The sequence below is a fragment of the Aeromonas sp. R5-4 genome (genome assembly GCF_040908215.1).
In the GTDB taxonomy this organism is placed as follows: Bacteria; Pseudomonadota; Gammaproteobacteria; order Enterobacterales; family Aeromonadaceae; genus Aeromonas; species Aeromonas veronii.
Window position 1 is genome coordinate 1 of the sequence record NZ_JBFODG010000016.1, and the last position, 20,822, is coordinate 20,822.

The 20,822-nt window shown below is 55.1% G+C and carries 33 protein-coding genes and 1 pseudogene; 4 read left to right on the plus strand and 30 right to left on the minus strand.

Features of this window, described 5'->3' with window-relative positions; all coding sequences use genetic code 11:
• Nucleotides 1–261: 261 nt before the first annotated feature.
• Nucleotides 262–369 (plus strand): annotated as a pseudogene (locus AB5Y83_RS07615) (gamma carbonic anhydrase family protein); the annotation flags it as partial.
• Between the two features lie 236 nt (nucleotides 370–605).
• Here the strand turns inward: AB5Y83_RS07615 and rplQ are convergent.
• The 28 genes from rplQ to rpsJ all read right to left on the minus strand — a co-directional run bounded on the left by rplQ (nucleotide 606) and on the right by rpsJ (nucleotide 14,229).
• Nucleotides 606–989 (minus strand): 50S ribosomal protein L17, encoded by a 384-nt coding sequence (rplQ, locus tag AB5Y83_RS07620; protein WP_005307999.1) that lies wholly within the window; start codon nucleotides 987–989, stop codon nucleotides 606–608.
• Between the two features lie 43 nt (nucleotides 990–1,032).
• Nucleotides 1,033–2,022, minus strand: a complete 990-nt coding sequence (gene rpoA / locus AB5Y83_RS07625; protein WP_005307997.1) for a DNA-directed RNA polymerase subunit alpha — start codon at nucleotides 2,020–2,022, stop codon at nucleotides 1,033–1,035.
• A gap of 25 nt (nucleotides 2,023–2,047) precedes the next feature.
• Nucleotides 2,048–2,668 (minus strand): 30S ribosomal protein S4, encoded by a 621-nt coding sequence (rpsD, locus tag AB5Y83_RS07630; protein ID WP_005340600.1) that lies wholly within the window; start codon nucleotides 2,666–2,668, stop codon nucleotides 2,048–2,050.
• Nucleotides 2,669–2,707: 39 nt separating this feature from the next.
• Entirely contained in the window at nucleotides 2,708–3,097 is a 390-nt protein-coding gene (gene rpsK / locus AB5Y83_RS07635) for a 30S ribosomal protein S11 (RefSeq protein WP_005307993.1), read from the minus strand.
• 14 nt (nucleotides 3,098–3,111) lie between these two features.
• Nucleotides 3,112–3,468: a 30S ribosomal protein S13 gene (gene rpsM, locus AB5Y83_RS07640; protein WP_005307991.1), complete on the minus strand. Its 357-nt coding sequence runs from the start codon at nucleotides 3,466–3,468 to the stop codon at nucleotides 3,112–3,114.
• Between the two features lie 139 nt (nucleotides 3,469–3,607).
• Complete coding sequence (gene rpmJ, locus AB5Y83_RS07645; protein WP_005319705.1) at nucleotides 3,608–3,721, minus strand: 50S ribosomal protein L36; 114 nt, start codon at nucleotides 3,719–3,721, stop codon at nucleotides 3,608–3,610.
• A 27-nt stretch (nucleotides 3,722–3,748) separates the two neighbouring features.
• Nucleotides 3,749–5,077: a preprotein translocase subunit SecY gene (gene secY / locus AB5Y83_RS07650; RefSeq protein WP_005340602.1), complete on the minus strand. Its 1,329-nt coding sequence runs from the start codon at nucleotides 5,075–5,077 to the stop codon at nucleotides 3,749–3,751.
• A gap of 8 nt (nucleotides 5,078–5,085) precedes the next feature.
• Nucleotides 5,086–5,523, minus strand: a complete 438-nt coding sequence (rplO, locus tag AB5Y83_RS07655) for a 50S ribosomal protein L15 (RefSeq protein WP_005340604.1) — start codon at nucleotides 5,521–5,523, stop codon at nucleotides 5,086–5,088.
• 2 nt (nucleotides 5,524–5,525) lie between these two features.
• Complete coding sequence (gene rpmD, locus AB5Y83_RS07660; RefSeq protein WP_368174952.1) at nucleotides 5,526–5,705, minus strand: 50S ribosomal protein L30; 180 nt, start codon at nucleotides 5,703–5,705, stop codon at nucleotides 5,526–5,528.
• Between the two features lie 6 nt (nucleotides 5,706–5,711).
• A complete protein-coding gene (gene rpsE / locus AB5Y83_RS07665; RefSeq protein ID WP_005340605.1) occupies nucleotides 5,712–6,212 on the minus strand; it encodes a 30S ribosomal protein S5 in 501 nt (166 codons plus the stop codon).
• 14 nt (nucleotides 6,213–6,226) lie between these two features.
• Nucleotides 6,227–6,580: a 50S ribosomal protein L18 gene (gene rplR / locus AB5Y83_RS07670; protein WP_005340606.1), complete on the minus strand. Its 354-nt coding sequence runs from the start codon at nucleotides 6,578–6,580 to the stop codon at nucleotides 6,227–6,229.
• Nucleotides 6,581–6,589: 9 nt separating this feature from the next.
• Nucleotides 6,590–7,123: a 50S ribosomal protein L6 gene (rplF, locus tag AB5Y83_RS07675; RefSeq protein WP_005340607.1), complete on the minus strand. Its 534-nt coding sequence runs from the start codon at nucleotides 7,121–7,123 to the stop codon at nucleotides 6,590–6,592.
• A gap of 13 nt (nucleotides 7,124–7,136) precedes the next feature.
• Nucleotides 7,137–7,529 carry a 30S ribosomal protein S8 gene (gene rpsH, locus AB5Y83_RS07680; RefSeq protein WP_005307980.1) on the minus strand — a complete coding sequence of 131 codons (393 nt, stop codon included), beginning with the start codon at nucleotides 7,527–7,529 and terminating at the stop codon, nucleotides 7,137–7,139.
• A 21-nt stretch (nucleotides 7,530–7,550) separates the two neighbouring features.
• On the minus strand, nucleotides 7,551–7,856 hold the full coding sequence (gene rpsN, locus AB5Y83_RS07685) for a 30S ribosomal protein S14 (protein WP_005340609.1): 306 nt from the start codon (nucleotides 7,854–7,856) through the stop codon (nucleotides 7,551–7,553).
• A gap of 10 nt (nucleotides 7,857–7,866) precedes the next feature.
• Nucleotides 7,867–8,406, minus strand: coding sequence for a 50S ribosomal protein L5 (rplE, locus tag AB5Y83_RS07690; RefSeq protein ID WP_005331162.1), 540 nt, complete (start codon nucleotides 8,404–8,406; stop codon nucleotides 7,867–7,869).
• Nucleotides 8,407–8,419: 13 nt separating this feature from the next.
• The gene (rplX, locus tag AB5Y83_RS07695) at nucleotides 8,420–8,737 is read right to left on the minus strand and encodes a 50S ribosomal protein L24 (protein WP_005307977.1); all 318 of its coding nucleotides are present in this window, start codon (nucleotides 8,735–8,737) and stop codon (nucleotides 8,420–8,422) included.
• A gap of 11 nt (nucleotides 8,738–8,748) precedes the next feature.
• Nucleotides 8,749–9,117 (minus strand): 50S ribosomal protein L14, encoded by a 369-nt coding sequence (gene rplN, locus AB5Y83_RS07700; RefSeq protein WP_005307975.1) that lies wholly within the window; start codon nucleotides 9,115–9,117, stop codon nucleotides 8,749–8,751.
• 147 nt (nucleotides 9,118–9,264) lie between these two features.
• Nucleotides 9,265–9,513 (minus strand): 30S ribosomal protein S17, encoded by a 249-nt coding sequence (rpsQ, locus tag AB5Y83_RS07705; RefSeq protein WP_005307966.1) that lies wholly within the window; start codon nucleotides 9,511–9,513, stop codon nucleotides 9,265–9,267.
• A complete protein-coding gene (rpmC, locus tag AB5Y83_RS07710) occupies nucleotides 9,513–9,704 on the minus strand; it encodes a 50S ribosomal protein L29 (protein ID WP_005307965.1) in 192 nt (63 codons plus the stop codon). Before rpmC ends, rpsQ begins: the two co-directional genes overlap by 1 nt.
• Nucleotides 9,704–10,117 carry a 50S ribosomal protein L16 gene (gene rplP, locus AB5Y83_RS07715; protein WP_005340612.1) on the minus strand — a complete coding sequence of 138 codons (414 nt, stop codon included), beginning with the start codon at nucleotides 10,115–10,117 and terminating at the stop codon, nucleotides 9,704–9,706. Before rplP ends, rpmC begins: the two co-directional genes overlap by 1 nt.
• A gap of 13 nt (nucleotides 10,118–10,130) precedes the next feature.
• Nucleotides 10,131–10,844, minus strand: coding sequence for a 30S ribosomal protein S3 (rpsC, locus tag AB5Y83_RS07720; protein WP_005307962.1), 714 nt, complete (start codon nucleotides 10,842–10,844; stop codon nucleotides 10,131–10,133).
• Nucleotides 10,845–10,847: 3 nt separating this feature from the next.
• On the minus strand, nucleotides 10,848–11,192 hold the full coding sequence (rplV, locus tag AB5Y83_RS07725; RefSeq protein WP_005319741.1) for a 50S ribosomal protein L22: 345 nt from the start codon (nucleotides 11,190–11,192) through the stop codon (nucleotides 10,848–10,850).
• Nucleotides 11,193–11,202: 10 nt separating this feature from the next.
• A complete protein-coding gene (gene rpsS / locus AB5Y83_RS07730) occupies nucleotides 11,203–11,481 on the minus strand; it encodes a 30S ribosomal protein S19 (protein ID WP_005307960.1) in 279 nt (92 codons plus the stop codon).
• Nucleotides 11,482–11,503: 22 nt separating this feature from the next.
• Nucleotides 11,504–12,325: a 50S ribosomal protein L2 gene (rplB, locus tag AB5Y83_RS07735; protein ID WP_005340614.1), complete on the minus strand. Its 822-nt coding sequence runs from the start codon at nucleotides 12,323–12,325 to the stop codon at nucleotides 11,504–11,506.
• Between the two features lie 15 nt (nucleotides 12,326–12,340).
• On the minus strand, nucleotides 12,341–12,640 hold the full coding sequence (gene rplW, locus AB5Y83_RS07740) for a 50S ribosomal protein L23 (protein ID WP_342690021.1): 300 nt from the start codon (nucleotides 12,638–12,640) through the stop codon (nucleotides 12,341–12,343).
• Entirely contained in the window at nucleotides 12,640–13,245 is a 606-nt protein-coding gene (gene rplD, locus AB5Y83_RS07745) for a 50S ribosomal protein L4 (RefSeq protein WP_005340616.1), read from the minus strand. The genes rplW and rplD overlap by 1 nt, the downstream gene beginning before the upstream one ends.
• Nucleotides 13,246–13,262: 17 nt before the next feature.
• A complete protein-coding gene (gene rplC, locus AB5Y83_RS07750) occupies nucleotides 13,263–13,895 on the minus strand; it encodes a 50S ribosomal protein L3 (protein ID WP_005340620.1) in 633 nt (210 codons plus the stop codon).
• A gap of 22 nt (nucleotides 13,896–13,917) precedes the next feature.
• Complete coding sequence (gene rpsJ, locus AB5Y83_RS07755) at nucleotides 13,918–14,229, minus strand: 30S ribosomal protein S10 (protein WP_005307944.1); 312 nt, start codon at nucleotides 14,227–14,229, stop codon at nucleotides 13,918–13,920.
• A 356-nt stretch (nucleotides 14,230–14,585) separates the two neighbouring features.
• Here rpsJ and AB5Y83_RS07760 point away from each other — a divergent pair, with 356 nt between their 5' ends.
• On the plus strand, nucleotides 14,586–15,500 hold the full coding sequence (locus AB5Y83_RS07760) for a DMT family transporter (protein WP_227272841.1): 915 nt from the start codon (nucleotides 14,586–14,588) through the stop codon (nucleotides 15,498–15,500).
• 37 nt (nucleotides 15,501–15,537) lie between these two features.
• On the opposite strand, the gene envZ is transcribed toward AB5Y83_RS07760, so the two are convergent.
• Entirely contained in the window at nucleotides 15,538–16,848 is a 1,311-nt protein-coding gene (gene envZ, locus AB5Y83_RS07765) for a two-component system sensor histidine kinase EnvZ (protein WP_064339174.1), read from the minus strand.
• Nucleotides 16,845–17,567: a two-component system response regulator OmpR gene (ompR, locus tag AB5Y83_RS07770; RefSeq protein WP_005340625.1), complete on the minus strand. Its 723-nt coding sequence runs from the start codon at nucleotides 17,565–17,567 to the stop codon at nucleotides 16,845–16,847. The genes envZ and ompR overlap by 4 nt, the downstream gene beginning before the upstream one ends.
• A 249-nt stretch (nucleotides 17,568–17,816) precedes the next feature.
• On the opposite strand from ompR, the gene greB reads away from it, so the two are divergent.
• Nucleotides 17,817–18,290, plus strand: coding sequence for a transcription elongation factor GreB (gene greB, locus AB5Y83_RS07775; protein ID WP_005340627.1), 474 nt, complete (start codon nucleotides 17,817–17,819; stop codon nucleotides 18,288–18,290).
• A 191-nt stretch (nucleotides 18,291–18,481) separates the two neighbouring features.
• Nucleotides 18,482–20,791 (plus strand): Tex family protein, encoded by a 2,310-nt coding sequence (locus AB5Y83_RS07780; RefSeq protein WP_031227719.1) that lies wholly within the window; start codon nucleotides 18,482–18,484, stop codon nucleotides 20,789–20,791.
• The last annotated feature ends 31 nt before the right edge of the window (nucleotides 20,792–20,822 follow it).

Consider the following 20,822-nt stretch of genomic DNA (forward strand, 5'->3'; position numbering starts at 1 on the left):
TTCTACTCAACCGCTTTCTCGAGTCAAGCCTTATTTTTAAAGGCTTTTCGAGGTTATCGACTTGGCTTTCTGCGTTGCCGCTTGCCCTGTCGATGAGGCGCATTATAGGGAGTGAATTCTTTCTGGCAACCCCTTATCTGCAATAAAATTGCAAAAAACCGCACTTTTTTAGTTATTCATATCCAGACACAGCTTTTATACAAGCTTATCCACAGAAACCGGTTCGAGATTGCTAGAATGGCCGAAAACAAGGAGGTCAAGATGGACTTGCGACTGAGACCCTACAAGGGAAAACGCCCGCAACTGGGCAAACGGGTGTATGTAGATCCCTGCGCGACACTGGTGGGCGATATCGAACTGGCCGACGATGCTCAAATGAAGTGCGCAAGCCATTCACCATTTCGCCAGGCTCAGGGGCAACTCTTACTCCTTATATAGAAGGAGTTGAATAATGAGAGAAGGCAGTTGAGGCAGTTGAGGCAGTTGAGGCAGTTGAGGCAGTTGAGGCAGTTGAGGCAGTTGAGGCAGTTGAGGCAGTTGAGGCAGTTGAGGCAGTATCAGAATTAATTAAAAGAAAAGCCGGGACAAGCCCGGCTTTTTCTTTATCACTCAGCAGCTGCTTCAGCAGCGGCCGGGCGGTCTACCAGCTCAATGTAAGCCATAGGGGCGTTGTCGCCTGCACGGAAACCGCATTTCAGAATGCGAGTATAACCGCCGGCGCGCTCCAGGTAGCGCGGGCCCAGTTCATTGAACAGCTTAGCCACGATCGCGTTGTCGCGAGTGCGGGCAAATGCCAGACGACGATTAGCAACGCTATCAGTCTTGGCAAGGGTGATCAGCGGTTCAACTACACGACGCAGCTCTTTTGCCTTAGGCAGAGTCGTCTTGATGATCTCATGACGAACCAGGGAGCTGGCCATGTTGCGGAACATTGCCTGACGATGGCTGCTGTTCCGGTTCAGTTGACGACCACTCAAACGATGGCGCATGACCTTATCCTTCTAACTAAATCTGTGAAACCCGTAATCTGGATTACTCGTCAGCGATGCTGGCGGGCGGCCAGTTCTCAAGGCGCATGCCAAGAGACAGACCACGGGAGGCCAACACGTCCTTGATCTCAGTCAGGGACTTCTTACCGAGGTTAGGAGTTTTAAGCAACTCAACTTCGGTACGCTGTACCAGATCACCAATATAGTGGATAGCTTCTGCCTTCAGACAGTTCGCAGAACGAACTGTCAGCTCCAAATCATCGACAGGACGTAGCAGAATCGGATCAAACTCGGGTTTCTCTTCTTTCTTCTCGGGCACGCTGACATCGCGCAGATCCACGAAGGCTTCCAGTTGCTCGGCCAGAATAGTGGCAGAACGACGGATGGCTTCTTCAGGATCCAGGGTACCATTGGTCTCCATGTCGATGACCAGCTTGTCCAAGTCGGTACGCTGTTCCACACGTGCTGCCTCAACATTGTAGGCAATACGAACGATGGGGCTGAACGCAGAGTCCAGCAGCAGGCGACCAATCGGGCGCTCTTCGTCATCGTTGTGAACACGAGCAGAAGCAGGCACATAACCACGACCGCGCTGAACTTTCAGGCGCATGCTGATTTCAGCATTGGCACCAGTCAGGTGGCAGATTACGTGCTCCGGGTTTACGATCTCGACTTCATCACCGTGAGTGATATCACCAGCGGTAACGGGGCCTGTTCCAGACTTGGTCAGGGACAGAGTTACCTCGTCCTTGCCTTCCAGCTTCACAGCGATACCTTTCAGGTTGAGCAGGATTTCAAGAATGTCTTCCTGTACACCTTCTTTGCTGCTGTACTCATGCAGTACCCCGTCAATTTCGACTTCAGTAACTGCACAACCGGGCATAGATGACAGCAAAATACGACGCAGGGCGTTGCCCAGCGTGTGACCAAAGCCACGCTCGAGTGGCTCAAGAGTCACTTTCGCATGAGTCGGGCTAACTTGCTCGATGTCAACTAGCCGCGGTTTAAGAAAATCTGTTACAGAACCCAGCATTGTGTCCTCTCTTTAGAAGCTAGCTTTACTTGGAGTAAAGCTCGACGATCAGCTGTTCGTTAATGTCGGCAGACAGGTCGGAACGCTCTGGCAGACGCTTGAAAGCACCTTCCATTTTAGCGGCGTCAACCTCTACCCAAGTCGGCTTCTCACGCTGACCAGCAACTTCCAGGGAAGCTTTGATACGCGCTTGCTTCTTAGCCTTCTCACGAACGCAGATCACGTCCTCAGGGGAAACCTGGAAAGAAGGAATGTTCACAACGCGACCGTTTACCATGATGGCCTTGTGGCTCACCAGCTGACGAGATTCAGCACGGGTAGCGCCGAAGCCCATACGGTAAACAACGTTGTCCAAACGACCTTCCAGCAGCTGCAACAGGTTTTCACCGGTGTTACCCTTTTGACGGGCAGCGTCGCGGTAGTAGTTGCGGAACTGTTTTTCCAATACGCCGTAGATACGACGAACTTTTTGTTTCTCGCGCAGCTGAACACCGTAGTCGGACAGACGCGCTTTACGCGCACCGTGCTGACCAGGGGCGGTGTCAATCTTGCACTTAGAATCAATCGCACGAACACCTGACTTCAGGAAGAGGTCGGTGCCCTCACGACGGCTAAGCTTAAGCTTAGGACCGATATATCTTGCCATCTTCTTTCTCCAACAATCCTAGACCAAGTAGCTACAGCGTTATACGCGGCGCTTCTTGGGAGGACGACAACCGTTGTGCGGGATCGGAGTCACATCAGTAATGTTAGTGATGCGGAAACCAGCCGCGTTCAGGGCGCGGATGGAAGACTCACGACCGGGACCCGGACCTTTGACCATGACTTCCAGGTTCTTGACGCCATATTCTTTGGCCATCTCACCAGCGCGCTCGGCAGCTACCTGAGCAGCGAACGGGGTGGACTTACGAGAACCACGGAAACCGGAACCACCAGAAGTAGCCCAAGACAGAGCATTGCCCTGACGGTCAGTAATGGTCACGATTGTGTTGTTGAAAGATGCATGAACGTGCGCAATACCGTCGCTCACTTGCTTTTTAACGCGCTTGCGAGCACGAGTCGGAGTTTTAGCCATTTTCTACCTTCCCGTTACTTCTTGATAGCCTTGCGCGGACCCTTACGGGTACGAGCGTTGGTCTTGGTACGTTGACCACGAACAGGCAGGCTACGACGGTGACGCAAACCACGGTAGCAACCCAGATCCATCAATCGCTTGATGTTCATGGAAATCTGACGACGCAGGTCACCTTCAACGGTGAATTTACCTACTTGTTCACGCAGACTCTCGATCTGAGCTTCGTCCAGGTCTTTAATTTTCACATTCTCAGCGATACCGGCTGCGGCACAGATGGCCTTGGAGCGGGTACGACCGACGCCATAAATAGCAGTCAAAGCGATGACTGCATGCTTATGGTCAGGAATGTTAATGCCAGCGATACGGGCCACTATTCACTCCTACATATAGTAGATTACGACCACCACAAAGCCCGTGAGCGGATACGTGGCGGTCAACCAATACACAACAAAAGTTGGCTGGCTATATTAGCCAGCACAACTATTTGTTGCAAGTACTAACCGTAAAAAATTAGCCTTGGCGCTGTTTATGCTTTGGCTCGCTGCAAATCACACGCACCACACCGTGACGCTTGATGATTTTGCAGTTACGGCAGATTGCCTTAACGGAAGCACGAACTTTCATTGCTTAACTCCGTAACTACGCCGACCTTTAGCGGCCGTAGCCCTTCAGGTTGGCCTTCCTCAGGACGTCGCCATATTGATGAGACATCATATGGGTTTGTACCTGAGCCATGAAGTCCATGATAACTACCACGATAATCAGCAGCGAAGTGCCACCGAAGTAGAACTGTACGTTCCAGGCAGTCATCAAGAACTGGGGTACCAGACAGATAAAGGTTATATAGAGCGCACCTGCCAATGTCAGGCGAGTCATAACCTTATCGATGTAACGTGCTGTCTGCTCGCCCGGGCGAATCCCCGGGATAAAGGCTCCACTCTTCTTCAGATTATCTGCTGTCTCGCGGGGGTTGAACACCAGCGCGGTATAGAAGAAGCAGAAGAAGATAATGGCTGCTGCATACAGCATCTCGTAAAGCGGTTGACCCGGCTGCAGGACCATAGAGACCTGTTGCAGGATATCAGCTACTTTACCCTCGCCCTGACCAAACCAAGAGGTAATGGTCCCCGGGAAGAGGATGATACTGGATGCGAAAATCGCAGGAATCACACCAGCCATATTCACTTTCAACGGCAGGTGTGTGCTTTGCGCGGCAAATACCTGGCGGCCTTGTTGACGCTTGGCATAGTTAACGACGATACGACGCTGACCACGCTCCACGAACACCACAAAGTAAGTCACTGCGAAAACAATCAAGCCCAGCAACAACAACAGCAGGATGTGCAATTCCCCTTGACGTGCCTGTTCGGCCGTAGCGCCAATGGCATGCGGCAGACCAGCAACGATACCTGTGAAAATAATCAACGAGATACCATTACCAATCCCACGCTCGGTAATCTGCTCACCCAACCACATCAAAAACATGGTACCGGTGACCAGACTCACAACCGCTGTGAAATAGAAACCCAGACCCGGATTAGTCACGAGTCCATGCATCATATTCGGCAGACCGGTTGCAATACCAATGGCCTGGAAAGTTCCCAAAACCAGCGTGCCCCAACGGGTATATTGGCTAATCTTGCGACGGCCGGATTCACCTTCTTTCTTGAGTTCAGCAAGAGCGGGGTGAACCACTGTCAGCAGCTGGATAATGATCGAAGCCGAAATGTACGGCATGATCCCCAACGCAAGAATAGAAGCACGCGAGAGTGCACCACCACTGAACATGTTGAACATCTCAATGATGGTGCCCTTCTGTTGCTGGAACAACTCGGCCAGTACGGCGGCGTCAATACCAGGAATCGGCACATAAGAGCCTGCACGGAAAACGATAATCGCCCCGAGAACGAAGAGCAGACGGCTCTTCAGTTCACTCAGACCACCCTGTGCTTTAACATCCAATCCTGGTTTCTTAGCCATTGTACTGATTATTCCTCGATTTTACCGCCAGCGGCCTCGATGGCTGCGCGTGCACCTTTGGTGACGGACAGACCACGAACGGTCACAGCACGGTCAATGTTGCCTGACAGAACAACTTTAGCGAACACGATGTTCTTAGTAACAACACCGGCTTGCTTCAGAGTGCTCAGGTCGACCACATCACCTTCTACCAGGGCGATTTCGTTCAGACGCACTTCGGCAGAAACCAAAGATTTGCGAGAGAAGAAACCGAACTTCGGCAGACGGATTTTCAAAGGCATCTGGCCGCCTTCGAAACCGTTGCGGACTTTACCGCCACCGGAACGAGAGGTCTGGCCTTTAACACCACGACCACCAGTCTTGCCCAAGCCGGAGCCGATACCACGACCACGACGTTGTTTTTCAGGCTTGGAACCAGCGGCCGGAGACAGAGTGTTCAGACGCATGCTTAGCTCTCCACCTTAACCATGTAATAAACCTGGTTGATCATGCCGCGTACGCAAGGAGTATCTTCCAGCTCAACGGTGTGACCAATGCGACGCAGACCCAGACCACGCAGAGTCGCCTTGTGCTTTGGCAGACGGCCGATAGAGCTGCGAGTTTGAGTTACTTTTACAGTGTTAGCCATGTCGCATTACCCCAGAATTTCTTCAACGCGCAGACCACGCTTGGCAGCGATCTGTTCCGGTGATTGACCGTGAACCAGAGCGTCTACAGTAGCGCGAACAACGTTGATTGGGTTGGTGGAACCGTAGGTCTTGGCCAGCACGTTGTGGATACCGGCAACTTCCAGAACAGCACGCATAGCGCCGCCTGCAATGATACCAGTACCTTGGGAGGCCGGCTTCATGAACACGGTGGAGCCAGAGTGAACACCACGCACCGGGTGGTGCAGAGTGCCGTTGTTCAGCTCAACCTTGTTCAGGTTACGCTTAGCCTGTTCCATTGCTTTTTGAATAGCAGCCGGAACTTCACGGGCTTTACCGTAACCGTAACCTACACGGCCGTTACCATCACCCACCACGGTCAACGCGGTGAAGGACATGATACGACCACCTTTAACAGTTTTCGAAACACGGTTTACTGCAATGAGCTTTTCTTGCAGTTCGCCGGCTTGAGATTCGACTTTAGCCATCTTCGACTCCTAGCTTAGAACTGAAGACCAGCGTCACGTGCGGCAGCTGCCAGGGCAGCGATGCGACCGTGATACTTGAAACCGGAACGATCGAAAGATACGTTCTGAACGCCTTTGGCAATAGCACGCTCAGCGATAGCCTTACCTACAGCGGTAGCAGCATCTGCGTTACCGGTGTATTTCAGAGCTTCACTGATGGCTTTCTCTACTGTGGAAGCAGAGGCCAGAACTTCGGAACCGTTGGCTGCAATAACCTGCGCATAGATATGACGCGGGGTACGGTGAACAACCAGACGGGTAGCTCCCAGTTCCTGCATCTTTTTCCGAGCACGAGTAGCACGACGGAGACGAGCTGCTTTCTTGTCCATAGTGTTACCTTACTTCTTCTTAGCTTCTTTAGTACGCACTTGCTCGTTGGCATAGCGTACACCCTTGCCCTTGTAGGGCTCCGGAGCGCGGTAAGCACGGATATCGGCGGCGACTTGGCCAACCAGCTGCTTGTCGACGCCACGCAGAACGATTTCTGTAGCAGTCGGGCACTCAGCGGTCACACCAGCCGGCAGCGCATGCTCTACCGGGTGAGAGAAGCCCAGAGCCAGCGCAACAGCATTGCCCTTGATGGAGGCTTTATAACCTACACCAACCAGCTGCAGCTTGCGCTCGAAGCCTTGGGTAACACCGATTACCATGTTGTTGACCAATGCACGGGCAGTACCGGCCTGAGCGTCAGCACCAGCGATGCTGCCGCGCGGGGCGAACTTCAGTACATTGTCTTCTTTGGTCACTTCTACACCGGCGTGAATAGAGCGAACCAGAGAACCTTTACCACCTTTGATGGTCAGTTCCTGGCCGTTCAGAGTCACCTCTACGCCAGCAGGAATAGTGACGGGTGCCTTAGCAACACGAGACATTTCCTACCTCCTATTAAGCGACGTAGCAGATGATCTCACCGCCCATGCTTGCTTTGCGAGCAGCACGGTCAGTCATCACACCTTTAGACGTGGACACGATAGCAACACCGAGACCGCCCATAACTTTCGGCAGATCAGTAGTGCGCTTGTAAATACGCAGGCCTGGACGGCTTACGCGTTGGATCAGTTCTACAACTGGCTTGCCCTGGAAATATTTCAGTTCAATTTCCAGTTCCGGCTTCACGTCACCAGCTACGGAGTAGCCAGCGATGTAACCTTCTTCTTTCAGCACTTTGGCGATAGCCACTTTCAGCTTGGAAGAAGGCATGGAAACCGCAACTTTGCTCGCCGCCTGACCGTTACGGATGCGGGTCAGCATATCCGCGATCGGATCTTGCATGCTCATAAGTCTAACTCCCGAGATTCGTTACCAAGAAGCCTTCTTCAGGCCCGGAATTTCGCCCTTCATGGCATGCTCACGCACCTTGATGCGAGACAGGCCAAACTTGCGCAGGAAACCGTGCGGACGACCAGTAATATTGCAACGGTTACGCTGGCGGGACGGACTGGAATCACGGGGCAGCTGTTGCAGTTGCAGTACAGCATCCCAACGCGCTTCTTCAGAAGCGTTCATGTCAACGATGATAGCTTTCAGCTCGGCACGCTTGGTCGCGTACTTGGCTACCAGCTTGGCACGCTTTGCTTCGCGCGCTTTCATGGATGTTTTAGCCATAACCCTAACCTTACTTGCGGAATGGGAAGTTAAAGGCAGCCAGCAGAGCACGGCCTTCTTCATCGGTATTCGCGGAAGTGGTGATGGTGATATCCAGACCACGGACGCGATCGACTTTGTCATAGTCGATTTCCGGGAAGATGATCTGCTCACGCACGCCCATGGAGTAGTTACCACGACCGTCGAACGCTTTAGCGTTCAGGCCACGGAAGTCACGGATACGCGGTACGGAGATGCAGATCAGCCGTTCCAGGAACTCCCACATACGCTCGCCACGCAGGGTTACTTTACAACCTATCGGGTAGCCTTCACGAATCTTGAAGCCCGCAACAGATTTGCGAGCTTTGGTGATCAGCGGCTTCTGACCGGAAATGGCAGCCATATCGGCAGCAGCATTTTCCAGCAACTTCTTGTCAGAGATCGCTTCACCAACACCCATGTTCAGGGTGATTTTCTCGATCCGAGGGACTTGCATGATAGTCTTGTAACCGAACTGCTTGGACAGTTCATTTACTACATCGGATTTGTAGTAATCATGCAGTTTCGCCATCGTTAAACTCCAATTACTTCACAAGTTCGCCGGTGGATTTGAAGAAACGGACTTTTTTGCCGTCTTCAATCCGGAAACCAACGCGGTCAGCTTTGCCAGTGGCAGAGTTGAACAGCGCTACGTTTGATACATCGATGGGGGCTTCTTTGGTGACGATACCGCCAGCCTGACCCAGTGCGGGTACCGGCTTCTGGTGTTTCTTCACCTGGTTGATGCCTTCCACGATTACCTTACCTTTTGCAATCAGGACTTGAGTGACTTTGCCACGCTTGCCCTTGTCTTTGCCGGTAAGAACAATCACTTCGTCTTCGCGACGGATTTTAGCTGCCATCGTTCGACTCCTTACAGTACTTCGGGTGCCAGGGACACAATCTTCATGAACTTCTCATTACGCAGTTCACGGGTCACCGGGCCAAAAATACGAGTACCGATTGGCTGTTGGTTGTTGTTAAGCAACACAGCCGCATTGTTGTCGAAACGGATGACAGAGCCGTCCGGACGACGAACGCCTTTACGGGTGCGTACGACCACCGCGTTATACACATCACCTTTCTTCACTTTACCGCGAGGAATGGCTTCCTTGATGGAAACCTTGATGATGTCGCCGATGCCGGCGTAACGGCGGTGCGAGCCACCCAGAACCTTAATACACATTACACTGCGAGCGCCGGAGTTGTCGGCAACACCCAGCATACTTTGCATCTGGATCATCTTAGTGCTCCGCTTTGTTTACTTCTTATCCCTAATGGGATCTGGCTGCCTTCAAAAGGCGCGAAACTATAACACAGGATTTTCAGAAAAGGTAGCCTAAAAAACAAACGGCCCCTGAAAGGGGCCGCTTGGACTACAAAGTACCGATTAGGCCTTTTCTACAACGGCAACCAGGGTCCAGGACTTGGTCTTGGACAGCGGGCGGCATTCGCGGATTTCCACGAGGTCGCCAGCTTTGCACTCGTTGTTTTCGTCATGCACGTGCAGCTTGGTAGTGCGCTTGATGATCTTACCGTAGATCGGGTGCTTTACCTTGCGCTCGATAGCAACAGTGATGGACTTGTCCATCTTGTCGCTGATTACACGACCTTGCAGAGTACGGATCTTGTCAGTCATTACGCACCTGCCTTCTCAGTCAGTACAGTCTTGATACGTGCGACGTCACGACGCACTTGTTTCAGAGTGTGAGTCTGAGCCAGCTGGCCGGTGGACGCTTGCATGCGCATGTTGAATTGCTCACGCAGCAGGCCCAGCAGCTCCTGGTTCAGTTCTTCGACGCTCTTTTGACGCAGATCTTGGGCTTTCATCACATCACCGTCTTAATTACGAAAGTGGTCTGAACAGACAGCTTAGCTGCGGCCAGGGCAAACGCTTCACGCGCCAGAGCCTCAGGTACACCGTCCATCTCGTACAGAACCTTGCCAGGCTGGATCGGGCAAACCCAGTATTCCACGTTACCCTTACCTTTACCCATACGAACTTCGAGGGGCTTTTCGGTGATGGGCTTGTCCGGGAACACACGGATCCAGATCTTACCTTGACGCTTAACGTGACGGGTCATGGCACGACGGGCTGCTTCGATTTGACGAGCAGTCAGTTGACCACGGGATGTCGCCTTCAGGCCAAAGGTACCGAAGGATACTTCGTTACCAGAGGTGGCCAGACCGCGGTTACGACCCTTGTGGGTCTTGCGGAATTTAGTACGCTTAGGTTGCAACATTTACCGAATCTCCTTACTTAGCAGCGCGGCGCTTGTTGTCACGCTTGGGCTTTGCAGGAGCTTGCTCTTGAGCAGCGGCAGCGTTAACAGCAGCCAGACCGCCCAGAACTTCGCCCTTGAAGATCCAAACTTTAACGCCGATCACACCGTAAGTGGTGTGGGCTTCAGAAGTTGCGTAGTCGATGTCGGCACGCAGGGTGTGCAACGGCACACGACCTTCACGGTACCATTCGGTACGCGCGATTTCAGCGCCGCCCAGACGACCGGAAACTTCCACTTTGATGCCCTTGGCACCCAGGCGCATTGCGTTCTGTACGGCGCGCTTCATAGCACGACGGAACATTACACGACGCTCCAGCTGGGAAGTGATGCTGTCGGCAACGAGTTTGCCATCCAGCTCCGGCTTGCGGACTTCGGAAATGTTGATCTGAGCAGGCACGCCAGCAATAGTGGCTACAGCTTTGCGCAGCTTCTCAACGTCTTCGCCTTTCTTACCGATGACAACACCCGGACGAGCGGTGTGAATGGTCACACGGATGCTCTTGGCCGGACGCTCAATGGTGATCTTGGACAAGGACGCGTTTTTCAGTTCCTTGGTCAGGAACTGGCGTACTTGAAAATCGCTGTACAGGTTGTCAGCGAAGTCTTTGGTGTTCGCGAACCAGGTAGAATTCCAAGGCTTGGTAATACCCAGGCGAATGCCATTAGGATGTACTTTCTGACCCATTGCTTATCTCCCAGCCTTAGCGTCGGATACCACTACAGTGATGTGAGCGGTACGCTTGAGGATACGATCCGCACGACCTTTGGCACGCGGACGGATGCGCTTCATGGAGGGACCTTCGTCGACCATGATAGTAGCAACACGCAGCGCGTCGATATCGGCGCCTTCGTTGTGCTCAGCGTTTGCAATGGCAGATTCCAGCACTTTCTTAACCAGCACTGCAGCCTTTTTCGGGCTGAAGGTCAGGATATTCAGAGCCTTGTCTACGGACAGACCACGTACTTGATCGGCTACCAGACGAGCTTTCTGGGCAGAAGTACGGGCATAACGGTGTTTAGCGATAGCTTCCATCATTTATCCCTTAGCGCTTCTTAGCCTTCTTATCAGCAGCATGGCCGCGATAAGTACGAGTCGGTGCGAATTCACCCAGTTTGTGACCGATCATTTCTTCGGTAACGAAAACCGGAACGTGCTGACGACCATTATGGACAGCGATGGTCAAACCGATCATGTTCGGGATGATCATTGAACGACGGGACCAGGTTTTAACCGGCTTTTTATCCCCGCTTTCCACCGCTTTCTCTACCTTCTTCAGCAAGTGCAGGTCAATAAATGGACCCTTCTTGAGAGAACGTGGCATGGTGATTCCTCTATGTTAACAATTACTTGTTACGACGACGTACGATGTACTTGTCGGTACGCTTGTTCTTACGGGTCTTGAAGCCTTTAGCCTTCTGGCCCCATGGGGACACAGGCTGCATGCCCTTGTTACGACCCTCACCACCACCGTGCGGGTGGTCAACCGGGTTCATCGCCATACCGCGAACGGTCGGACGAATACCACGCCAGCGGTTTGCACCGGCTTTACCCAGTTGACGCAACATGTGCTCGGAGTTACCGACTTCACCGATGGTAGCGCGGCACTCGGCCAGAACTTTACGTACTTCGCCGGAACGCAGACGCAGAGTTACATAGTTACCTTCACGAGCCAGGATCTGGATGAAAGTACCAGCGGAACGAGCCAGCTGGGCACCTTTACCAGGCTTCATCTCTACAGCGTGAACGGTAGAACCAACCGGGATGTTGCGCATCGGCAGGGCGTTACCTACCTTGATGGCTGCATCAGCACCAGAAGCGATCGCGTCACCAGCTTTCAGGCCTTTCGGAGCCAGGATGTAACGACGCTCACCGTCTGCATACAACACCAGAGCGATGTTAGCGGTACGGTTCGGATCGTATTCCAGGCGCTCTACTTTAGCCGGGATACCGTCTTTGTCGCGCTTGAAGTCGACGATACGGTAGTGCTGCTTGTGACCACCACCGATATGACGGGTAGTGATACGGCCGTTGTTGTTACGACCACCGGACTTGCTTTTGCTGTCCAGCAGAGCGGCGAAGGGCTTGCCCTTGTACAGCTCTTGATTGACGATCTTGACGACGTGGCGGCGGCCCGGAGAAGTAGGCTTGCACTTAACGATTGCCATTTTTGAGAACTCCTCTTACTCGGCTGCGCCCATGAAGTCGATGTCCTGACCAGCTTTCAGGGTCACATAAGCCTTTTTCCAATCGGAACGACGGCCTACGCGTGCACCTGCGCGCTTGGTCTTACCCTTCATGTTCAGGGTACGGACGGTCTCAACTTCGACCTCGAACAGTTTCGCAACTGCAGCTTTGACTTCCGCCTTGGTAGCATCAACAGCAACTTTGAACACGATAGTGTTCTGCTTTTCTGCAACCATGGTGCTCTTTTCAGAGATGTGCGGAGCCTTCAGAACTTTCAGCAGACGCTCTTCACGGATCATGCCAGCATCTCCTCGATTTGCTTAACTGCGTCAGCAGTCATCAGAACCTTGTCGAAAGCGATCAGGCTGACCGGGTCGATACCGGCAACGTCACGCACGTCAACTTTGTACAGGTTGCGAGCAGCCAGGAACAGGTTCTCATCGACTTCAGCAGTCACGATCAGAACGTCAGTCAGTTCCATTTCTTTCAGCTTGGCGATCAGTTCTTTGGTCTTCGGAGCTTCGATGCCGAACTTCTCAACAACGATCAGGCGCTCTTGACGTACCAGCTCGGACAGAATGCTACGGATAGCGCCGCGGTACATCTTCTTGTTTACTTTCTGGCTGTGATCTTGCGGCTTAGCAGCAAAAGTCACACCACCGGAACGCCAGATGGGCGAACGGATGGAGCCAGCACGGGCACGACCAGTACCCTTCTGACGCCACGGCTTTTTGCCGCCACCAGACACTTCAGAGCGAGTCAGCTGCGCACGAGTACCCTGACGGGCACCAGCGGCATATGCAACGACGACCTGGTGAACCAGAGCTTCGTTGAATTCGCGCCCGAAGGTAGTCTCGGAAACTTCAAGAGCGCTCTTGGCGTCTTTCATTACCAATTCCATTACTATCTCCTCAGACGTTACGCTTTGACGGCAGGTTTGACGATCACGTTGCCGTTGGTTGCACCCGGTACTGCACCTTTGATGAGCAGCAGGTTGCGTTCAGCGTCAACACGAACCAGTTCCAGGTTCTGAGTCGTTACACGCTCAGCACCCATGTGACCAGCCATCTTTTTGCCCTTGAATACACGACCCGGAGTCTGGTTCTGACCGATAGAACCCGGAACGCGGTGAGACAAGGAGTTACCGTGGGTCATATCCTGGGTGCGGAAGTTGTGGCGCTTAACAGTACCAGCAAAGCCCTTACCTTTGGATGTGCCGGTAACGTCTACCAGCTTAACGTCAGCGAGAAGATCTACTTTCAGCTCGCTACCAACAGTGAAAGTTTCACCGTTGTTCAGGCGGAATTCCCACAGACCGCGACCGGCTTCTACACCAGCTTTGGCGAAGTGGCCAGCTTCCGGCTTGGTCACACGGCTGGCTTTCTTGGCGCCAGTGGTAACCTGAATAGCGTTGTAGCCGTCGGTTTCTACAGATTTGACCTGAGTTACACGGTTAGCTTCAACTTCGATAACAGTCACCGGGATAGAAACGCCATCTTCGGTGAAGATGCGAGTCATACCCACTTTGCGACCTACAAGACCGATTGTCATTGTTATCAACCTCTTTCCGTAATTAACCCAGGCTGATCTGGACGTCTACACCAGCTGCCAGATCCAGACGCATCAGGGCGTCTACGGTCTTGTCAGTCGGCTCAACGATGTCTACCAGACGCTTGTGAGTGCGGATCTCGTACTGATCACGCGCATCTTTGTTGACGTGCGGGGAGATCAGGACGGTGAAGCGCTCTTTGCGAGTCGGCAGCGGAATAGGACCGCGAACCTGCGCGCCAGTGCGCTTTGCAGTTTCAACGATTTCCGCAGTGGATTGATCAATCAGGCGATGATCAAAAGCCTTCAGGCGGATACGGATTCTTTGGTTCTGCATTGACAGAGCTCCAATAGATAAAAGAACATAAATCAACACCGCCCGACCGAGATTTCTCCCGCCAGAGGTGTGATTTTTCACGTTTCCCCCCATATCGGGAGGACTGTATGGCTGGCTCCTGTAAACAGGAAACTCAGCAGCAGACATATCGTCTGGCTTACCTCATGGGTAAGCGGAGGGGATTATACGGATTTTTCAAATTTGCGCAAGGGAGAGCGAACAGATTATGCGCAGTTTTATGTGACAGATGGATCTCGCCTGCGGCAACACACTCTGCTGCCGACACCAAGGTAACGACAATGTTACAAGCAGACTGGTAGACTGTGCGCTTGCCTCTGTCAGTGGAACGACATCCCATGCTCAAAGATCAAAAGAAAGCCTATCAGTATGGCCTTTGCGCCGTTGCCCTCTGGTCGACGGTCGCCACCGCCTTCAAGATCTCCCTCGCCTATTTCGAACCTGTGCAACTATTGCTTGTGGCCGCCTTCACCTCGACTCTCACGCTGACAGCCGTCGTCGCCAAACAGGGCAAACTGCCGCTGCTGGTAAGCTACATCAAGGCCCGCCCTTTCTACTACCTGACTCTGGGCGTGCTGAACCCCTTTCTCTATTACCTGTTGCTATTCAAGGCCTATGACCTATTGCCTGCCCAGCAGGCACAGACCCTCAACTACACCTGGGCTATCACTCTCAGTCTGCTGGCAGTCCCCTTCCTCGGCCAGAAGCTGCGTCGGCGCGATGGCATCGCTATCGTGCTGGGGTATTTTGGCGCGCTGGTGATCGCCACCAGAGGGGATGTATTCGGCCTCCAGTTCGACAGCCCCCTCGGCGTGACGCTGGCGCTGGTCTCGACCCTCATCTGGGCCAGCTACTGGATCCTCAACACCCGCAATCAGGGCGATCCCATCGTCAGCCTGTTGCTTGGCTTTATGATCAGCCTGCCTTTTATCGTCGTGGCGACCTGGTTGCTCTCCGATTTTGCCATGACCGCCTGGCAGGGATGGGCTGGAGCCATCTATGTGGGACTGTTCGAAATGGGCTTCGGTTTCGTGCTCTGGCTGATGGCGCTGCGCCATGCCACCAACACGGCCCCCATCAGCAACCTCATCTTTATCTCGCCGTTTGCCTCACTGGTGCTGCTCAACCTGTTGATAGGCGAAGCCATCCATCCAGCCACCCCAATCGGGTTGGCGCTCATCGTTGCCGCCCTGTTGATCCAGCAGCTCAAGTACGGCAAACGCTATCGAGCATCAGTCGAAACCAAGAGCTGACCATGCAGAAGGGTGTATCCACGGATACGCCCTTCTCTCAATCCATCCACTCCTGTGGCTGATGTTTCGGCAGCCGCATCTCGACCAGCAAGCCGCCGAGATCCGAACTTCCCAACCGGATAGTGCCGTGGTGCTGGGCGACTATCTTGGCCACGATGGCCAACCCCAAGCCACTGCCGCCAACGGTCCGCGCCACATTACCCTGAGTAAACGGCTTGAGCACCCGGGAATAGTCCTGCTCCGGAATGCCGGGGCCATCATCGGAAAGGCGCAGGCGCACCCAGTGCCCGTCGTCCTTCAACTCGGCATACAAGCGGCTCGCCCCATAACGCTGCGAGTTGCTTGAGAGGTTGTTCAATACCCGCCGGATACTGACCGGATTGCAGGCCACCCGCACCGCCTCTTGCGGCAGCGCCAGATCAACCTCCAGCCCCTGCTCCGAGTAGATCAGCAAGGTATCGTGCACCAGCTGGGTCAGATCGATCGGCTCCAGATCCTGGCCCTCATCCGGGCGGATGTAATCGATGAACTGATCGATGATGGCATTGGACTCATCGATGTCGGCGTTGATGCTCTCCTTAAGGTACTCGTCACCGGAGGACATCATCTCGGTGGCCAGCCGGATGCGGGTCAGCGGGGTACGCAGATCGTGGGAAACCCCCGCCATCATCAGGTTACGCTCTTCGATCAGGCTCTTGATGGAGTGCGACATGTGGTTGAAGGTGCGGGTCAGTCGCCTTACTTCCCGTGATCCCAGCTCCCCCAGCGCCTCGGGGAAATGGCCTCTGGCCACCGCAACTGCACCAGCCTCGAGATCCTCGAGCGGGCGCACCAGCTGCCGGGCAAAGCGCCAGGCCGCAAACAGGGTGATCACCAGCAGCACGCTCAGATAAATGATGAGGGGTTCGATATCGTCATCTTCAATCTCGGTCAGCGGGATCCGCACCCAGATTTTGCTGGCCTGCGGCGGCTGGATCCAGATGATGTAGTGATCCTGGATCTCGACCCGCACCTTGGCCGGGCCACCCAGTTCGCGGCTGATGTTCTCCTCCAGATAGGGGTACGGCTTGGCCTCGTTGAAGCCATGCTGCACCGCCTCGCTCTGGGTATAGATATCAGTACCGGTCGTCACATAGACCAGCGCCTCGGCATCTTCGCTCAGCGCCAGTTGTTCCGTGTTGACCGGAAAGATCAGCTTGACCTGATTGGCCAGCAAGTGACTGATCTGCTTGACGGTTGGCGCCAGCAGATAGTTGTAGAAGGTGACGTAGGAGACCGCTTGATAGACCACTAGGACGGCAGCCAGAAACCAGAGCATGCGCGAGAACATGCTGCCGACCTTTTTCATGCACCGTCACCATCTGGCACGAACACATACCCCAGACCCCAGACAGTCTGCAGATAGCGGGGCTGGGCCGGATCCTGCTCCAGCAGGCGGCGCAGGCGAGAGACCTGCACGTCGATGCTGCGCTCGGTGGCGGTGTATTCACGGCCACGGGCCAGATTCATCAGCTTGTCGCGGGAGAGCGGCTCGCGCGGATGGCTGACCAGCACTTTGAGCACCGCAAATTCACCGCTGGTGAGCGCCATCGGTTCACCATCCCGACTCAGCTCGCGGGTCGCCAGATTGAGCTGGAAGGCACCGAAGTTGACCACCTTTTCTGCAGCAGAAGGAGCCCCCGGCAGCTCGACGGTATGGCGGCGCAGCACGGCACGGATCCGCGCCAGCAGTTCGCGGGGGTTGAACGGCTTGGGCAGATAGTCATCGGCCCCCATCTCGAGCCCGACGATGCGATCCACTTCATCCCCCTTGGCGGTGAGCATCAGAACAGGGATCTGGTTGCCCGCTTCCCGCAGACGGCGGCAGATGGAGAGCCCATCCTCCCCCGGCAGCATCAGGTCGAGCACCATCAGGCTGAAGTTTTCACGAGTCAGCAAGCGATCGGCCTGCTCGCCATTGGCTACGCCGCGCACTACGAATCCCTGCTCGGTGAGATAGCGTTCCAACAGGGAACGTAATTTCAGGTCATCGTCCACGACCAGGACCTTGTATTGCTGCTGACTCATTGCTTTGCCTCTTCATTCTTTAGCTGCCCCCAATACTAGGGGGGGATATAGCGGGAGCAAAGCACAAATATGTTACCGGTTATTACCCATCCCGAGAGCGTGACGACCATCAAGTCACTGCGCTGTCCAGCCACATCCTCAATGGCTCCCGCCAAGCTGGCGCAATTTCTCTCGACAGCAAGAGGACAAAAGCTAATATTCCCGAGCAGTTAGCGATGAATACCCCTCTTTGACCAGGTCCGCATCACCATGAAGACAAAGCTGATCACCCGCGAAGGCTACAACAAGCTGAAAGAAGAGCTCGATTTCCTCTGGCGTCAGGAGCGCCCCGAGGTCACCAGGAAGGTGGCATGGGCCGCCAGCCTGGGGGATCGCAGCGAAAATGCCGACTACCAGTACAACAAGAAGCGGCTGCGGGAGATCGACCGGCGGGTGCGCTACCTGCGCAAATGCCTCGAAGAGCTGGGGATCGTCGACTATGCCCCCGCGCAGGAGGGCAAGGTCTTCTTCGGCGCCTGGGTCGAGGTGGAAAACGATGAGGGCGAGACCAAGCGCTTTCGCATCGTCGGCTATGACGAGATCTTCGAGCGCAAGGATTACATCTCCATCGACTCCCCCATGGCCCGCGCCCTGCTCAAGAAAGAGGTCGGTGATGAGGCCATCGTCCGTACGCCAGTTGGTGACGTCTGCTGGTATATCAACGAGATCAGCTACCCCAAATAGCCGGACTGCTTGCCACAGGCACATCCTGAGTCACAGGTGCAATGGCAAGATAAACGCCCTCCCCTGCGACTTTATCAGTCTGCCGGGTGCAGACCCCGGCGCAGGGTGGCATCCCGCAACACGACCCCATATAGTGCTCACACTTGGCGCCTGATGGCGCGGACTCGACCACAGAGGCCCTCAACAACATCATGATGCAAACCATAGAGAGACAGATTGCCGGTGAGCTCAATGCTCGCCCGGAGCAGGTGCAGGCCGCAGTGCGCCTGCTGGATGAAGGCTCGACCGTGCCCTTTATCGCCCGTTACCGTAAAGAGGTGACCGGCGGTCTGGACGACAGCCAGCTACGTACTCTGGAGAGCCGCCTCGGCTATCTGCGTGAACTGGAAGATCGCCGTCAGGTGATCATTCGCTCCATCGAAGAGCAGGGCAAACTGACCCCCGAGCTGATGCGCGAATTGAATGGCGCCGACAGCAAGACCCGACTGGAAGACCTCTATCTCCCCTACAAGCCCAAGCGCCGCACCAAGGGGCAGATGGCGATCGAAGCCGGGTTGGAGCCGCTTGCCAACCTGCTGCTCAGCGACCCGATGCAGGATCCCGAGCAAGCTGCAGCCACCTTCCTCAATCCCGAACAGGGCATTGCCGACAGCAAGGCTGCCCTCGACGGCGCCCGCTATATCCTGATGGAGCGCTTCGCCGAGCAGGCCGACCTGCTGGAGAAGTTGCGCGACTACCTGTGGCAGAATGCCACCCTGCGCGCCCGCGTGGTGGCAGGCAAGGAGCAGGAAGGGGCCAAGTTCAAGGACTATTTCGAACACGACGAACCACTGCACAAGGCCCCCTCCCACCGGGTGCTGGCCATGCTGCGCGGCCGTAATGAAGGGATCCTCAATCTGGCGCTGGTAACCGGTGACGATGAGAGTGCCAGCCCCTGCGAAGGGATCATTGCCCACCACCTCAAGCTCAATCTGCAGAACCGCCCGGCCGACAAATGGCTGCAAGGGGTGGTGAGCTGGACCTGGAAGATCAAGTTGTCGCTTCAGATGGAGACCGAGCTGATCGGCCGTATCCGCGAATCGGCAGAGGAGGAGGCGATCAAGGTGTTCGCCATGAACCTCAAGGATCTGCTGATGGCGGCCCCGGCGGGCATGCGCTGCACCATGGGGCTGGATCCGGGCATCCGCACCGGGGTCAAGGTTGCCGTGGTGGATGCCACCGGCAAGCTGGTCGATCACGCCACCATCTATCCGTTCGAACCAAAACGCCAGATTGATCAAAGCCTCAAGACCCTGAGCGAGTTGTGCCAGAAGCACAAGGTCGAGCTCATCAGCATCGGCAACGGCACCGCTTCGCGAGAGACCGACCGGCTGGTGAGCGACCTGTTCGAGCGCTACCCCGCCGCCAAGGCGCAGAAGATAGTGGTGAGCGAAGCAGGAGCCTCGGTCTACTCCGCCTCCGAACTCGCCTCCCAGGAGTTCCCGGATCTCGACGTCTCGATCCGTGGCGCCGTCTCCATCGCCCGCCGCCTGCAAGACCCGCTGGCCGAACTGGTCAAAATCGATCCCAAGAGTATCGGGGTCGGCCAGTATCAGCACGACGTCGGCCAGAGCCAGCTGGCCCGCCGGCTGGATGCCGTGGTTGAGGATTGCGTGAACGCGGTCGGGGTCGATGTGAACACCGCCTCGGTCGCCCTGCTCAACCGGGTTTCCGGCCTCTCCCAGACGTTGGCCCAGAACATCGTCGCCTATCGGGATGAGCACGGCGCATTCAAGAGCCGTCAGCAATTGCTGAAAGTGAGCCGACTCGGCCCCAAAGCCTTCGAACAGTGCGCCGGCTTCCTGCGCATTCGCGGCGGCAGCAATCCCCTCGACAGCTCAGCGGTACACCCGGAGTCCTATCCGGTGGTGGAGCGGATCCTCGCCAAGCTGGAGCAGACCGTGGAGAGCCTGCTCGGCAACAGCAGCCTGCTGCGCAGCCTGAAACCGGCCGACTATACCGATGAGCAATTCGGCGTACCTACCGTCACCGACATCATCGGCGAGCTGGACAAGCCGGGCCGCGACCCGCGCCCCGAGTTCAAAACCGCGACCTTCAAGGAAGGTGTGGAGCAGATCAGCGACCTGGTGCCAGAGATGGTACTGGAAGGGGTGGTCACCAACGTCACCAACTTCGGCGCCTTCGTCGATATCGGTGTTCATCAGGACGGTCTGGTGCACATCTCCTCCCTGACCGACCGTTTCGTCAAGGATCCCCGTGAGGTGGTCAAGGCGGGCGACATTGTGCGGGTCAAGGTGCTGGAAGTGGACGCCCCGCGCAAGCGGATCAGCCTCACTATGCGCCTCGACGAAAAGGCAGGGCAGCCCGCCCGCAAGCCGGCTGAAGCGCGCAACAGCAGTGCTGGCAACACCAAGCCAAGAAATGAGCCGCGCCAAAGCCCCCATATGGGTGGTGCCATGGGCAACGCCTTCGCGGCGGCGCTCTCCAAAGCGAAAAAGTAACGACACCTTCCAGAACACCTCTGAATGCAAA

What these genes read in the sequence shown, in the direction of transcription:
- rplQ (WP_005307999.1), bottom strand. Translation starts at nt 989, where the DNA reads ATGCGCCATCGTTTGAGTGGTCGTCAACTGAACCGGAACAGCAGCCAT.
- rpoA (WP_005307997.1), bottom strand. Translation starts at nt 2,022, where the DNA reads ATGCTGGGTTCTGTAACAGATTTTCTTAAACCGCGGCTAGTTGACATC.
- rpsD (WP_005340600.1), bottom strand. Translation starts at nt 2,668, where the DNA reads ATGGCAAGATATATCGGTCCTAAGCTTAAGCTTAGCCGTCGTGAGGGC.
- rpsK (WP_005307993.1), bottom strand. Translation starts at nt 3,097, where the DNA reads ATGGCTAAAACTCCGACTCGTGCTCGCAAGCGCGTTAAAAAGCAAGTG.
- rpmJ (WP_005319705.1), bottom strand. Translation starts at nt 3,721, where the DNA reads ATGAAAGTTCGTGCTTCCGTTAAGGCAATCTGCCGTAACTGCAAAATC.
- secY (WP_005340602.1), bottom strand. Translation starts at nt 5,077, where the DNA reads ATGGCTAAGAAACCAGGATTGGATGTTAAAGCACAGGGTGGTCTGAGT.
- rplO (WP_005340604.1), bottom strand. Translation starts at nt 5,523, where the DNA reads ATGCGTCTGAACACTCTGTCTCCGGCCGCTGGTTCCAAGCCTGAAAAA.
- rpmD (WP_368174952.1), bottom strand. Translation starts at nt 5,705, where the DNA reads ATGGCTAACACTGTAAAAGTAACTCAAACTCGCAGCTCTATCGGCCGT.
- rpsE (WP_005340605.1), bottom strand. Translation starts at nt 6,212, where the DNA reads ATGGCTAAAGTCGAATCTCAAGCCGGCGAACTGCAAGAAAAGCTCATT.
- rplR (WP_005340606.1), bottom strand. Translation starts at nt 6,580, where the DNA reads ATGGACAAGAAAGCAGCTCGTCTCCGTCGTGCTACTCGTGCTCGGAAA.
- rplF (WP_005340607.1), bottom strand. Translation starts at nt 7,123, where the DNA reads ATGTCTCGTGTTGCTAAGGCACCCGTCACTATTCCTGCTGGCGTAGAG.
- rpsH (WP_005307980.1), bottom strand. Translation starts at nt 7,529, where the DNA reads ATGAGCATGCAAGATCCGATCGCGGATATGCTGACCCGCATCCGTAAC.
- rpsN (WP_005340609.1), bottom strand. Translation starts at nt 7,856, where the DNA reads ATGGCTAAAACATCCATGAAAGCGCGCGAAGCAAAGCGTGCCAAGCTG.
- rplE (WP_005331162.1), bottom strand. Translation starts at nt 8,406, where the DNA reads ATGGCGAAACTGCATGATTACTACAAATCCGATGTAGTAAATGAACTG.
- rplX (WP_005307977.1), bottom strand. Translation starts at nt 8,737, where the DNA reads ATGGCAGCTAAAATCCGTCGCGAAGACGAAGTGATTGTTCTTACCGGC.
- rplN (WP_005307975.1), bottom strand. Translation starts at nt 9,117, where the DNA reads ATGATCCAGATGCAAAGTATGCTGGGTGTTGCCGACAACTCCGGCGCT.
- rpsQ (WP_005307966.1), bottom strand. Translation starts at nt 9,513, where the DNA reads ATGACTGACAAGATCCGTACTCTGCAAGGTCGTGTAATCAGCGACAAG.
- rpmC (WP_005307965.1), bottom strand. Translation starts at nt 9,704, where the DNA reads ATGAAAGCCCAAGATCTGCGTCAAAAGAGCGTCGAAGAACTGAACCAG.
- rplP (WP_005340612.1), bottom strand. Translation starts at nt 10,117, where the DNA reads ATGTTGCAACCTAAGCGTACTAAATTCCGCAAGACCCACAAGGGTCGT.
- rpsC (WP_005307962.1), bottom strand. Translation starts at nt 10,844, where the DNA reads ATGGGTCAGAAAGTACATCCTAATGGCATTCGCCTGGGTATTACCAAG.
- rplV (WP_005319741.1), bottom strand. Translation starts at nt 11,192, where the DNA reads ATGGAAGCTATCGCTAAACACCGTTATGCCCGTACTTCTGCCCAGAAA.
- rpsS (WP_005307960.1), bottom strand. Translation starts at nt 11,481, where the DNA reads ATGCCACGTTCTCTCAAGAAGGGTCCATTTATTGACCTGCACTTGCTG.
- rplB (WP_005340614.1), bottom strand. Translation starts at nt 12,325, where the DNA reads ATGGCAATCGTTAAGTGCAAGCCTACTTCTCCGGGCCGCCGCCACGTC.
- rplD (WP_005340616.1), bottom strand. Translation starts at nt 13,245, where the DNA reads ATGGAATTGGTAATGAAAGACGCCAAGAGCGCTCTTGAAGTTTCCGAG.
- rplC (WP_005340620.1), bottom strand. Translation starts at nt 13,895, where the DNA reads ATGACAATCGGTCTTGTAGGTCGCAAAGTGGGTATGACTCGCATCTTC.
- rpsJ (WP_005307944.1), bottom strand. Translation starts at nt 14,229, where the DNA reads ATGCAGAACCAAAGAATCCGTATCCGCCTGAAGGCTTTTGATCATCGC.
- AB5Y83_RS07760 (WP_227272841.1), top strand. Translation starts at nt 14,586, where the DNA reads ATGCTCAAAGATCAAAAGAAAGCCTATCAGTATGGCCTTTGCGCCGTT.
- envZ (WP_064339174.1), bottom strand. Translation starts at nt 16,848, where the DNA reads ATGAAAAAGGTCGGCAGCATGTTCTCGCGCATGCTCTGGTTTCTGGCT.
- ompR (WP_005340625.1), bottom strand. Translation starts at nt 17,567, where the DNA reads ATGAGTCAGCAGCAATACAAGGTCCTGGTCGTGGACGATGACCTGAAA.
- greB (WP_005340627.1), top strand. Translation starts at nt 17,817, where the DNA reads ATGAAGACAAAGCTGATCACCCGCGAAGGCTACAACAAGCTGAAAGAA.
- AB5Y83_RS07780 (WP_031227719.1), top strand. Translation starts at nt 18,482, where the DNA reads ATGATGCAAACCATAGAGAGACAGATTGCCGGTGAGCTCAATGCTCGC.